This window comes from Alteromonas pelagimontana (assembly GCF_002499975.2).
Classification (GTDB): domain Bacteria; phylum Pseudomonadota; class Gammaproteobacteria; order Enterobacterales; family Alteromonadaceae; genus Alteromonas; species Alteromonas pelagimontana.
The window spans coordinates 3,632,545-3,645,870 of the sequence record NZ_CP052766.1; the positions used below are offsets into that span (position 1 = coordinate 3,632,545).

At 41.4% G+C, this 13,326-nt stretch carries 9 protein-coding genes and 1 pseudogene; 9 read left to right on the forward strand and 1 reads right to left on the reverse strand.

The window, feature by feature from the left end:
* The first annotated feature begins 205 nt into the window (after window positions 1-205).
* The 8 genes and pseudogenes from CA267_RS16030 to CA267_RS16065 all read left to right on the forward strand — a co-directional run bounded on the left by CA267_RS16030 (window position 206) and on the right by CA267_RS16065 (window position 8,388).
* Window positions 206-605, forward strand: a pseudogene (locus CA267_RS16030) (LexA family protein).
* Window positions 605-1,867 carry a Y-family DNA polymerase gene (locus CA267_RS16035; RefSeq protein ID WP_075609852.1) on the forward strand — a complete coding sequence of 421 codons (1,263 nt, stop codon included), beginning with the start codon at window positions 605-607 and terminating at the stop codon, window positions 1,865-1,867. The pseudogene CA267_RS16030 and the gene CA267_RS16035 overlap by 1 nt, the downstream one beginning before the upstream one ends.
* Before the next feature lie 216 nt (window positions 1,868-2,083).
* Window positions 2,084-3,394: a restriction endonuclease subunit S domain-containing protein gene (locus tag CA267_RS16040; protein ID WP_075609851.1), complete on the forward strand. Its 1,311-nt coding sequence runs from the start codon at window positions 2,084-2,086 to the stop codon at window positions 3,392-3,394.
* A gap of 43 nt (window positions 3,395-3,437) precedes the next feature.
* Window positions 3,438-4,901 (forward strand): hypothetical protein, encoded by a 1,464-nt coding sequence (locus CA267_RS16045; RefSeq protein WP_075609850.1) that lies wholly within the window; start codon window positions 3,438-3,440, stop codon window positions 4,899-4,901.
* Between the two features lie 88 nt (window positions 4,902-4,989).
* Window positions 4,990-5,823, forward strand: a complete 834-nt coding sequence (locus CA267_RS16050) for an abortive infection family protein (protein WP_075609849.1) — start codon at window positions 4,990-4,992, stop codon at window positions 5,821-5,823.
* 303 nt (window positions 5,824-6,126) lie between these two features.
* A complete protein-coding gene (locus CA267_RS16055) occupies window positions 6,127-7,080 on the forward strand; it encodes a hypothetical protein (protein WP_075609848.1) in 954 nt (317 codons plus the stop codon).
* Window positions 7,081-7,853: 773 nt separating this feature from the next.
* Window positions 7,854-8,111 carry a DUF2442 domain-containing protein gene (locus CA267_RS16060; protein ID WP_075609847.1) on the forward strand — a complete coding sequence of 86 codons (258 nt, stop codon included), beginning with the start codon at window positions 7,854-7,856 and terminating at the stop codon, window positions 8,109-8,111.
* 124 nt (window positions 8,112-8,235) lie between these two features.
* The gene (locus CA267_RS16065; RefSeq protein WP_170669079.1) at window positions 8,236-8,388 is read left to right on the forward strand and encodes a hypothetical protein; all 153 of its coding nucleotides are present in this window, start codon (window positions 8,236-8,238) and stop codon (window positions 8,386-8,388) included.
* A gap of 1,396 nt (window positions 8,389-9,784) precedes the next feature.
* On the opposite strand, the gene CA267_RS16070 is transcribed toward CA267_RS16065, so the two are convergent.
* Complete coding sequence (locus CA267_RS16070; protein ID WP_075609845.1) at window positions 9,785-10,759, reverse strand: hypothetical protein; 975 nt, start codon at window positions 10,757-10,759, stop codon at window positions 9,785-9,787.
* 719 nt (window positions 10,760-11,478) lie between these two features.
* On the opposite strand from CA267_RS16070, the gene zorA reads away from it, so the two are divergent.
* Window positions 11,479-13,323: an anti-phage ZorAB system protein ZorA gene (gene zorA / locus CA267_RS16075; protein WP_075609844.1), complete on the forward strand. Its 1,845-nt coding sequence runs from the start codon at window positions 11,479-11,481 to the stop codon at window positions 13,321-13,323.
* Window positions 13,324-13,326 lie beyond the last annotated feature (3 nt).

Sequence of the window (13,326 nt, forward strand, 5' to 3'; positions counted from 1 at the left end):
GTCTTTTGTTCTTATTGCATCCTGGTAGTAGATAGGAAGGTCACATCAAGCTCTTGTTGCTAACCCTATGGTCGGCGAGCAGCTAAAAGAAATTACGTCTCAACAACTTACCTCATTACGTACTCACATTTGCTTCATTGACATTGAAAGCGACCAAAATCACATTAAAAAGCTGTATATAAAAACAGTGTGTAGGTTGGTTTGTATGAAAGTTATTCCCATTTCGGCGCAAGCTGGGATTTTCGGCTTTGAGTCTCCAGCAGCGGAGTACGTTGAACTCGGTCTCGATTCGGATGCGTTATTAATTGAGCATCCTAGTGCAACATTCATCGGGTTAGCGAGGGGGGAGTCGATGATAGGAGATGGAATTCATGATGGCGATTTGCTAATTGTGTCGCGAGCAGAAAGCATCACGCACTTGGCGATAGTGGTTGCGTTATTGAACAGCGAATTTGTCTGTAAGCGCCTGGAAAATTAATCGCAAGTTGTTATCCTCGTCTAGTCAAATTTCGGCCTATCAATTGTCCGATGAAGATGAATTTCGCGTTGAAGGGGTGGTCATCCGTTCAGTAAGGCTTCATAAGAAATTAGCGCGGTTTCTTTGATGTTCGCACTAGTCGATGCAGTAAGCATGTACGCGAGCTGCGAAAAAGTGTTTGATGTAAGCATTCATAAGAGACCCGTTATTGTGCTGTCCAATAACGATGGTTGTGTTGTTGCGGTGTGCCCCATAGCCAAACGACTCGGATTCAAGAAATTCGTCCCGTTTTTCCAAGTTGCAAATGAGGCAAAGAAAGCGAGAGTAGTGGTGCGAAGTAGTAACTATGCGCTGTATGCGGATTTGAGTCAGCGGATGATGGATACGTGCGCTCGTTATGCGCCCGAAAGCCATGTTTACTCAATTGACGAATGTTTCTTGCGATATGATTTCACTGAAACCGACAGTGCTTTCTGGTATGACCTGGGCATTCAGATAAGAAAACGAGTCTGGAGGGAAGTGTGTCTTCCGGTAGGCGTTGGATTTGGGCCAACACCAACGCTCGCCAAGGTGGCAAATCATGCGGCGAAAAAGATTCAAGGTTTCGATGGGGTAGCCATCATTGCAACCGAATCAGAAAAGAAAGCTGTATTGAATCAAATGGATGTAACCGATGTGTGGGGGATTGGGAGACGTCTGGGAGCAAGATTTAACAGTATGGGAATTACTACTGCACTGGACTTGTATAAGCAGACACCCTCTCATATGCGAAATTTATTTAGTATAAACGTAGAAAACACCATCCGCGAGTTGCGCGGAGAAATTAGGTTTAATTGGGATACAGAAAGGCCAGATAAAAAAGAAATTTATTCTACCCGTAGTTTCGGTAAGCGAATCACAGACAAACAGCAACTTAGGTCTGCTTTGGTGACACATGCTGAAATCGTTGCGACGAAGCTGCGTAAACGAGGTTGTCTGGCTCAGTCAGCGGTAATATTTGCAACAAATTCACCACATGATGACGCTCCTTATTATCGCAAATCGCTACTTTTTCCTTTCTCAACACCTACAAAGGATACCCGACAGATAATTTCTGCCGTAAGTGATGGGATAGATGCGCTTTTCATGAAAGGTATTAAATTCTACAAATGCGGGGTGGGGTTGGTGGACTTAGTTAGTGAAAACGAGCATAGACAGCAAGATCTTTTTAGTAGCTCTGCTGACAATGCATCCTTAATGCGATGCTTAGACAGTATTAATCAGCGCTATGGCCGCAACACACTTCACTTCGGCGCTCGACAAAAGCATCAGCTATTCGATATGCGACGTGGTTTTTTATCAAAGTGCGCGACGACGCGCTGGGAGGATATACCACGAATTCTATGCTAATTCACATAGCTAATTAATTACTGGGATTAACCAAAACTATATCTGTTACTCTTCATTTTAGAGCTAAACCAAACTTGACAGTCTGCTTTGTACGTAAAGCGGACATTTCATGTTCTTTCCCATGAAAACACAGAATATGGTTTTTCAGTGGAAACGAGTGTTACTATGAAGTCTCAGCAACAAGCTGCTAGCTGCCAACAAGGAGGTTTTTGTTAAGTGAAGAATTTTGAACTTGAGACGATGAAGGAGAAAATACACTTTGGTAAAACTAAAGAGTATTTCGAAGAGGTTCTATCCTCATATCAAATAGGTTCGTATCGATCTTCTGTAGTGATGTTATGGGCTGTAGCTATTACAGACATTATCTATAAACTTCAATATCTTGTTGACCTCTACGCAGACCCATCAGCTAAAGAGATCCTTGAGGATGTTAGGAATATTCAAGATGAAGATTCACGTTCATCAAGCTGGGAGCTAGGCGTAATAGAAAACGTTCTCAAAAAAACAAATTTCATTGACACAGCTGACTATGAAAATCTACGTTATTTACAAAAACAAAGACACCTTTGTGCTCATCCTGTTCTTAAAGAAAACCTCGATCTTCATAAGCCAAATAAAGAAACAGTCAGATCCCTAATAAGAAATACGCTCGAAGGTCTGCTAATAAAGCCTCCCTTTTACACGCAAAAAGTAATTACGGAGATTTTAGAAGACTTAGACGAAGCTAAGGAAGCTTTAAATACTAAAGCCAAGATCAAAACTTACCTTGAAAGTAGATACCTCAACAGAATGAGTGAGGATGTGGAATTCGCGCTTTATAAATCATTATGGAAGCTTACGTTCAAGCTTGATAACGACAAATGTAATGAAAATAGGATGGTAAATATTGGTGTCATTCGACTGATCACTGATCGGCATAAAACTCGCCTAAATGCACTAATTGACGCAGATAAAGACTATTACAGTAACATCGCTGGTGCAGGGCAACCTCTTGATTATCTACTCCACTATCTTTCAATGAATGAGACTATTTACCCGTTACTTACAGAGGATGCTAAGCTAAAAGTTAAACATGCTAGTGAAAGTACAGATGTAGGTAAGACTTGTGGCTGGTTCGTCCGTGGAAGTTTAGAAAATCACTATGAGTATTTGGTAAATTGGATTGAAGGTGAAAACTCACCAAAATTTACTCAATATCAATGGAAGTACGTTTTAGAATTATCCGACTCAGAAGAGTGGGAGGATTGTTACGCTAAACTTATTTCGTGCTATTACGGAGTAAGTGTCGATTATGATGCAGCAGACCTTCGCTTTACTCAACACCTGATGCCAAATCTAAAACACTTTAAAAATCAGGACACCGCTGAGTTCTTGCTGAATAAAATTGAGGCGAACAACCAAATTTACAGAAGAAACAGAGCGAGCTGTGATCACAAAAAGGTTCGCGAATCATTTGAACGTTTTCTGACTGACGAATTTGATTATTCTGTGTACCCTCATTTTGATGACAATACGAGAGAAGAATAGTTGAGGCCGCAGCTAACAAGAGCATTAACACTCAAGGAAGAATATGAGCATCAAATTAATATTTTCAGAATACTTTGAGATTGAAGAGAAAGAACTCGATGATCATGGCGCTTTGAACATCTGTTTAACTTCAGACTTACCGCTGTTTATTGATCCATTTCTACTATTTGCTTCAGACAAGCAAGAATATCAAGAGCAACACGATAAAATCGTTTCTCACCTCATTTTACTAAAAGAAATAGCAGTAAATGAGGGAAATTCAGCAAATGAAAATCTCTTCAAATTTCCAGAGATAAAACAAAACTGGCTCGGTCTCTGTAAGTATGGAAATAATGGAAAGGGGTTGGGAGCCAAGTTTGCTAAAGATATCATTGCCGCATTCAACGGGTTCTATTCCAATTTCGGAGAAGAGACAATTTCGTCAGCAACCCATATTGAGAAGCTGACTCTTGTTGGTGTAGGAATTGGAAAAGACTTTATTAGTGATTTCGCCACTAATTTAATGCTTGAGTACCTACTGGAGTACACACAAAGCTTTGCAAAAAAATCGTTACAGCCCCATCAAAGAAAGGTTTTCAGTGTTAGATGTACTTATGACGAAAAATTGATGATATGGAAACCAAAGGAATATGAGCTACCATACTTCCACCTAGAGGAAGATGGCGATTTCATACTGCTTACCCCCCTAGATATTCTTACAAAAGATCAAGCATTTATATGCCACAGCGAGCTGTCTGGAAATTTTAGGAAAATAGCAAACTCAATTGGTAATGCTGCTTTGCGTGAATCTGTAAACTCTTACTTCTATAAAGCCTTGCCAGTTTCGCCAAAGAAAAAAGATATTGAGTACGCCGTATCAAAAACAATAAATCAATTTCCAGAGATTTTAGATTACTACATAAAGCAAAAAGAAGACAAAAAAGATGAGTCCACGAAGTTATCAAAAGAGAAGATTGAAAAAATACGTGGTGAACTTATCAATACTCTTTCGCTTTTTTGTGAGAGCTTACTCAAGTCTAGCGATTTCTTTAACGTTAAGCCTAATAGTTACGACGAAGCTCTACAAAGAGCAAATTTTCTTAAAGACAACATAGAAAACAATGACGGATATAGAATTTTCTATCAAAAAGGAAAACCTATAGCTTCCGAGGATACTATTCAGCGTGTATTTAGATTGACTTGGTATGCCTCTCCATATGATGTGAACTCTGAAGTAAATAACGGTCGTGGACCTGCTGACTATAAGGTTTCTTTTGGTAGCGGAGACTCGACAATTATAGAGTTTAAGCTAGCCAGATCTACCTCGTTAAAAAATAACCTTAAAAATCAGACGGAGATATACAAGAAAGCATCTAAGTCGATCTCTGATATCAAAGTGATACTGTGCTATACGAAATTAGAAGTTGCGAAGGTAGGTAGAATCCTTAAAGCTATGGGGCAAGAAGGGGCCGAAAATATAGTGATAATTGATGCATCACCAAAATTGTCGGCTTCTAAAGTTGTCTAGGGGTAACAAGGCGCTGCTGTCGCAAATTTTTTCGATGCGCTCCAACATCGCCGTAAAGTGCGGTGTTATTTAACAAAGAGGGCAATTAATGCCGCTACAAATGGCAAGTGAACTTAGATTCCCCATGGGGATAACGACACCACTCAGTGACCAATCTGTAAATGATTTTAATTCATTGATCAGAAGAGTTTCAGGAGCAATGAGTCGGCAGCAAATAGTTGAGATATTCAAGAAACACTTCTGCAAAGTTTCTGGTGATTATTACGCCCGCAGCTCTTCGCTCGACTGGGCTGAGTCTGACATGTCCAACCAAGCTCAGAATGCAGCAAAGGATGCTCCAAATTTTATAGCTGCTGTATATGAGGCTTTAGAAGAGCTAGAAAATCGTGGCGCATCCGTGCCAACGGTGCAGCACATGAATCAGATTCTGCTTAACAACCAAGATCATTATCAAATTGTTGATGAGGAGTTGATTCAAACAGCAGGCAGTGTTGCTGCGCCAGAATTTAGTGAATCTATTTCGACTTCGGTAATGAGGGCTTTGGGAGACGCGAAAGCATTAATCGGTACAGTGGATTCTTCAAGCGCAATAGATCGCGCTCATACTGCTCTCCATGGATATTTAGTGCAACTTTGTACTGACAATCAAATTGATCTACAAAACGTCCCTACAGCATCTAAAGCGTTCAAGCAACTTCGACAGTTTCATCCGGCATTACAAGCGTCAGGTCATAGGGCTGAGGAAGTTACCAGAGTCCTTAATTCTTTTGCCGCGTCTATTGATGCCTTTTCTACGCTTAGAAATAAGGCCAGCCTAGCCCATGTGAATGACTTGCTAGATGTACCTGAAGCAACCGCCATTGTTAACGCCATGTATACAGTATTTAGGTACATTCAAGACAGTATTCAGAGAGAACGGTAGAGATCTTGTATAACAAAGGCATGCGCGCGGACCATTTTTCCGCAGTGCTACAAATTTCCCAGTTCACGTGCGTTGAATGTCCGCTCGTTGTCTGGAAGTGCCGCATGAAGCTTGTAGAGCGGCAACGTACTTAAAGTGGAAGTTTGCTAATCACTGCACGACGCAATGATAGGTCACTGAATCACATCTATTTATACTTCTGATTTGTAAAACTACCTCTCTCCAATATTTTTTTATGGTATGGTCGAGCATCGTTAAATTTTTTAATTAATCACTACCTAATTATCACAGAGGAAGGTGTAAATGAAGTTAGTGCACAGCTTAATTATTTTTGGCTTTGCTATAGTATTGGTAGCCTGTTCTGACAGCTCTCAACAATCCGACCCTGACTTCAGACCTAAACACAGAGTTGCACACTTTTCACCTGAGAGTAGTCCGCTCGTGTTAATAGATGAAGCCCATAATAACTTTCTTACATTGAGCGGTAGATATAAGCCATTCGCACAAGTTCTTGAAAGTGACGGATTCAGGGTCAGCTCGAATGATAAAGCAATTACAGAAAATCAGCTAAGACAGGTTGATGTTTTAGTAATTGCAAACGCGCTTGACAGAAAGCGACAGGACTGGCTTCCACCTTATGGAGCAGCGCTTGATGACAATGAGGTTGAAGTGGTCAAGAGCTGGATATCAAGTGGTGGCTCACTTTTTTTAGTTGCAGATCACACTCCCTTTCCCAAAGCTATAGATAATCTGGCACATGCACTTGGTTTTCAGTTCATCAATGGACATGTTGGAAACGTAACTTTTAGCAAAGTGAATCAGTCGCTCGCTGGACACGCGACCACTTACAGTAAAGAAACTACTAATAATATAGATGAAAAATCACAACCTCTTTTTCTAGAAAGTATCAATAATGCATCATCAGAAATTCTACAGGTGAGATCGTTTGGTGGCTCAGCATTTAAAGCCCCCGAGAAAGCAATATCTCTATTGAATTTAGGGAACAGAACTACTGCAACAGAACCAAAAATACCGTTCCAAATAAACTCGGATACACCGAGGGTTCCAATGTCAGGGTGGAATCAAGGCGCTATTTTAGAGTTAGGTAAAGGACGTGTAGCAGTTTTTTCTGAAGGCATGATGTTCTCTTCGCAATTAATTAAAAATACAGGCCAAACGATTGGGTTACGCTCTGTTGGTGCGGAACAAAACGAAGAGTTTTTGCTGAACATAATGCGGTGGCTAGCTGATTCGTAAACCAGCTAATAGACTCGCTTGCTTCAGGTTCAAAAGTGCCCTAGGCAACCCATTGCTCTGAGAAACGAATTTGCGTGAACAAGTTCCGCTTCTGGCTATCGACTTAGATCGCCCTACCTGGTCGAAGGGCTTGTAAACGAAAGAGAGCAGAACAGAAAGCAGACCAATGGTCAGAAGGAGAGTGGGGACAATTACATTGTAGTACACACGTTTCATATAAACACCATAGCCAATATGACATTTCTTGTCCTATACTGTTCGGGATATGCTCGTGCTTGAAACAACACTTCGCATTACGTTAAAACAGGCGAATTCGTCATAGTTAAACATGGTTGCAGATGATAGAAATATTTGTTGTATTGGGCTCGATTCTATCGCTGTTAATTGCATATGTTGGAACAGCCTACGTATTGACTCGGAAAAAAGGCCCTAAATAAAATGAATGAAGTTCAGCTAATAGGGTTGGCCGTGGCAATAGGTGGGATAGCCTTAATTGCGTATCTGATTAGTTATTTTAAGCATCGGTAACGCAATATTATGAATTAACGGTTTGAGATAGATGAACATTTGGTTGGCTGTGGGTATAGCCTGGTTTGTTGTTATCGTATTATCGGCGCTGGGCTTCTATGTCATAAGCTGGGCCAAAAAATAATTTTGCAGCAGCTTGTTGCAAAATTGTTCAAGGGACTGTTTGATGACCACTAACCGAGTATCGCACTGGATATAGTCATGCGGTGCCGTTCGACACTTTAATTCAGAGTTAGGCTCAAAAAATGTACATTGCCATCTTAAGCGCGAGTTACGCGCGTGAGTACAAAATCGACATCAGCTTTAGTGATGGCACCCAACAGCAAGTCGACTTCGGCCCATTCTTAAAATTGGCAACAAATCCAATCACACGACGCTATCTAGATATGAATCAATTTCGGAAATTTCGCATTATGGACGGTGAGTTGGATTGGAATGATTTTGAGCTTTGTTTTCCGGTTTCGCAGCTGTACGTCGGTAAGATATCCTCTGGGTTAGGCTAATATGACATTAGAAGGCTTTATTATTGGCGTGGTGGGGCTATTAGTATTGTTGGCATTTGCCTACTGGGTTGCAGATGCAAAGGACTAATTATGACAACAACCTGATTACCTTAATGAGGTAAAAATGCTCGTGAGCGCCGGACACAATCGTTCTGATGTGCTAAAAGCACTGCATACTTTGTATTTGCTGAACGATGGTGTCGAAAAAGCGGATGATGAACTTGGTGGCTTAACTATGGATATTGAAAACTTAAAACATGAGGCACTGTTCAAGTGACAACTTTGTATGTGATTTGTGGAATTTCCTTACTGATTGTTGGAGCAGTAGTTATTACAGCACACGTGTCCTATCGTAAGCATAAGGTTGTGAATTCGCGACGCAGAGCGGAACGAATTGGTCGGTAGTCATGCCTTTTTTTGGAGGGAAATTTTTTTATGATTTTTACGTTTATCGAACGTAATATTCCCAAATTGCACCTGTGATTCTTCAGAATATTAGATTTATCCTTAACTTTTGCTAAACGCTCATAGCTATCTGTCAAGTTAAGTCCAAACCTAGTCACCGAAACTGTAAGATCAGATATGAGCTACTACAAAAAATTTAGCTCAAACCTAATCTAACGTTGGCACCATAAAAAACTCGGTAATTGTGAGCTCAGGGCTGAGCTAGTACAAATTACACTAAAGAAAAAAACACCCCTGCCGGGGTGCTCAATATCATTCGCTTTCCAATTTTCGCATAGCTACATAAGCTATTAATCCTAAAACCAACGCAACCCCGAGACATCCGAAAGAAATCAAGTAAAGTCTGTTCGAAAGGGATTGATATACGATGAATTCTGGATAATCAAGCAACAAGAATATAACGTTACAAAGGGTATTGATTGTTGCAACTGCTATTATTGCGTTACTCAGCGACACCCACTTCCCGCTAATTTTCAAGCACGCGTTGAAAAGGCTTTCATAGTATATTCTCATTTAAAGTTTCTCCTAGTTAGTCCTGTTAATAACTAGGAATTGAGATGGGAAAATATTGCGTCACTCATTAACTTTCGTAAAGCTCAGCTATAGCTTCCTTGGCAGCTCGGAGTTCTGTTAACCATTTACGTAGTTCATCAGCTGCCTGATTCTCCAAGTCATTACGTAAATCATTTGAAGCGTACGGTTCGTACGCTGCTAAAGTTGTCAGTATTATATTCCACAATCTTCTGAGTAATGATTGCGCTTTTTCGGAAGATTGCCTCCATTCATCTACTAAAACGTCATATTCTGAGACAATTTCATAGCGTAAGATTTCCGAGGTGTGGTGCTTGTCCTTTCAAGATTTGCGAAGCTAGCATTATGAGCCTTGCAAGTAGTGAATTTCGGAAAATGTTGTCAGAAAAAAAACACAAAGCGCTGTAAACTGAAATTTACCTGAATACGTGACTACATAAAGAGGAATGCAGAACCACAGTCTTACTTTCATTAGCCATATTTTTCAGTTATATGGGAATAATATTGAAAGTGCGGTAAACCTCGACTGCGCTTTTGCCTCGGTTCGCAGCCAGCCGAGAGGTGCGGGCTGTAGATGATGAGCAATAATCATCGCGATTGGCGTTTGTTGTCGAAGCAAGAGAGGCCACAAGAAAAGGGAGCCATCAGGCTCCCGACAGGTCAAACAGAAGGCTTTTTTATTCAATCAACCCCATTAGCTTTCCCGCCTCTATGAATCCATCGCGACGAATTTGAATAACTCTGTCTTCAGTTGTGTGAGCTAGCTTTTCAAGTTCTTCCAACTGTTGTAGATACGAGTCTTTCCGAACTAACTCCAACTTATCGTCGCCTAGCTGGCGTTTGCTGTTGAACATGAGTTCGTAAATAACATTACACTCTTGTGGTTTAAACTTTATGCGGCTCGTTAGTAAAGTTTGCTGATCAGGAGAGAACTGTGAGCGATTAGCTGAAAACAATCTCGAATGAGCTTTTTCGATCTGGGTCAAAAATCGTTGTCTGTGGCTATACATGTAAACGAACTCATATAAGCCATTAATGTTTTCAAGCTCTTGTAGATATTTTGTAAGTATTGCCTCTCGGAGCTTACCGTTACCTTTATTTTTTGCATTCGATGTTTCCATTTCAATCGCGACAGTACATCCGGTATCTGCATCAACAACAAGTGCATCAACCAATCGTGGATCGTTGCCCCGACTCTCAAGAAGAACCGAAAGGTCTTTTTCTGATGCGAATCCGGTAATCCCTTGGCTCTTCGCTAAATTCAAAATTACTATTTGAACTGAAAGATCATGTATAAGATTTCGCTCATTGATTCTGCTCGAATCAGAGCGTAGGTGCAGCTCTCTATTCAACAGAAATTCAGCTTCTCTGATTCCCTGCGATGTGAGTAAAATAAATCCCTTATCGGTGTTCGCAAAAGAACTGTGCAAGGTAACCAGCTGTTTTTTCTTCATGCGATTAACGAGTTTATTCACTGCTTCTCGATTAAGCCCCAGATGGCGCTGTAGTACGCTTTTACTAGAAACTCTAAAAGCCCCGAGGATTGCAAGAACGGCATTCTCTCTCTGCATACCTAAGGTGCCAGGATCGGAAGCACTCGCTATATTGATATGCGTCAGTGATGTTTCAAATGCTCTTTCAACGTAGTTCATATTTTCTCCTGTGTTTTTACGTCGAAAGTAAATAGATTCACGCAATGAGAAATCGGCAGGGTGGAGCACAATGCTATGCATTATGCCCAAGCTTCGCTTAGCTAAGCAGTCCGCTTAGCAATTGTATTTTCTCGCCAGAAAATACAAACAACTTCGTTGTAGCAACACTTCTGCAAGCCAGAGTGGACGCGACTCGTCGCTACTCTGGCACTTGTCGCTTTGCGACGGCGACAGAAGCGTTGCTCGGAGTCAGCTACCGCTGATTAACCACCGTTTTCCCCTTCCTCTGCTCGGGGAAAGCGTCGCGAGGGATACCCCGCTCGCAGTTCTCACAACGTAGTTGTGAAGGTTGCAAATTATTGCTGCGCAATACTTTGCAAGTTTGCTAGGGCAAACGAAAACAGTGGTTAATCTGCGATGCTGCCTCCGGCTACGAGAATCACTATGTTTCACATACTAATTCTCTACGCGGTTGCTGTTGAGCTTTGCTCAAGTTCTTTTGCAAAGTCGTGCCGACTATTTGTTAGGGCACCTATGGTGCCGTATCGGTAGAAGTTTGGATTGTGTTGTCACATTCGGCGTTGCGCTAAAATATTTTCGATTTTGCCATCTAGCTGAGACACATTACATTGCAACCGAAGCTGTCTTGCTGAATACTGGAAAGTAAATAAATATGACAAGGGTAAAAAAACCCTGACAATTTGATTCAAGGAAGTAGTATGGATACGTTTGACTCCCTTCTCCAAAGCCTCACATCTGGCTATTTCATAGCCGTGTACTGTGTGATTACAGTTGGCATTGCGATCATATCTTCGCTCCGGTTCAAGGGGCATATAAATCCTATAAATAAAGAAATGGAAAGTGCGTTAGCACAGATTAAAAAATCGGAGCGAAATAAGGAGAGCTTTCCTGAAAGCTATTATGAATTTTCTGAGTGGATGGGGAAAAGTCATTACCTCAAAGACTGCTGGCGTGAGTTTGAAGAAACGCTGTTAATACCAGGCGACGATTTCGAAGGTGATAAAGAAGTTATCCTGAATACGCACCTTACCGCGACACATTTCAACCAAAAGAATATTTTGTGGCACTACATCAACATGCGCTTTTACAACTCGTTGCCCAATACCCTGACAGGATTGGGGATTATTGGAACGTTTGTTGGTCTTTCTGTGGGTATATATTTAGCAGCGCCAGGACTGAACTCAAATGACATGAGCGATGCTAAGCAAGCTCTTAACACATTGCTTGATGGTGCCGCGCTAGCTTTTATCACTTCAATATTCGGTTTGATATCCTCGCTTTTATTTTCCTTTTATGAAAAGAAAAAGCTTCACAATTTTACAAAGCGCTGCCAATCACTGGTGGCGGAAATTGATGCGAGGGTAGAGTATTTTTCTGCTGAGCGTTTGGCAAACAAGGCACTTGAAGAGTCTAAGAAGCAATCTGTGGCACTCGAATCCTTCGCGAATGATTTAGCCGTATCATTGGGACAAGTTATTGAGCAGCACGTTGCCGTTCCTGTAGTTTCAGCAATAAACGACCTGAGGAACGAACAGAAATCTGCCAACGATGAAACGCTTGAGAAGCTGATAAAAGAGTTTTCTCAGTCTATTAGTGGTGCAGCAGGTGAAGAAATGAAAGCGTTTGCGACCACTGTTGAAAGCATGACTCGACAAATGGAACAGCAAGTCTCTAGTCTTAGTAACGGTCAACAAGCGATGCAAGATGCATCCAGAAAAGCGGTTGAGGATATGTCTACAGCTCTTAGTCAGGGAAGTGCTGAAATTGCTAAAGGTATCGCGGATGCGGTTTCTGACCTCGCTGCGGGCATGTCTGAAGCTATCAAAGGTGTGACTTCTGAACTTGAGAAGGCCGCTGATAAGATGGCAAAAGACCTCGCGGCAGCCATCGACAACGTAACTCAGATAGCTACCCAGTTGAAATTGGCATCCGGTGAGATGACCTCACTGTCAGAATCAAACAAGCAAATTCATGCAGAATTGTCTGAAACACTAGAGCAAAGTAAAGGGCTTATTGAGCAAGCTGCTAAAGCGAATGTTGAGTTCAGGGAAGTCGCCGCTGAATTCGCGAGCTACGGTAAGGCTGTTAAGGAACATACTGACGCCCTCTTTAAATCTACACAGAGCACAGAATCATTTGTTTCCGAACTGCTGTCGGGTCAGAAAGAGATTGAGAGCAGTTGGAAGGAATATCAGGAAAGGTTCGCTGATATTGATAAGTCAGTTGAGAAGCTATTCAGCTCTCTTAGTGATGGTCTTCAAAGCTACGCGAAGAATACCGAAGATTACGTCATCAATTTGGATAAACACGCCGCTGAAGTAGTTCAAAGTCTGGCAGGTGCGACTCAGGACCTGTCCGAAACAGTGGAGGGACTTGATGAAACACTGGATAACAGGGCATCCGTTTTTACCGACGGCATTCAGAAAATCATTCAATTAACACAAAAAGAAGTATCCGAAGCTGTGGCTAAAGCAAAGGCTGCGGAAATTGAGCTTAATAGTAAGGTCGAATCAGCAAAGCGTATTGTGAATTCAGCGCAGTAATTG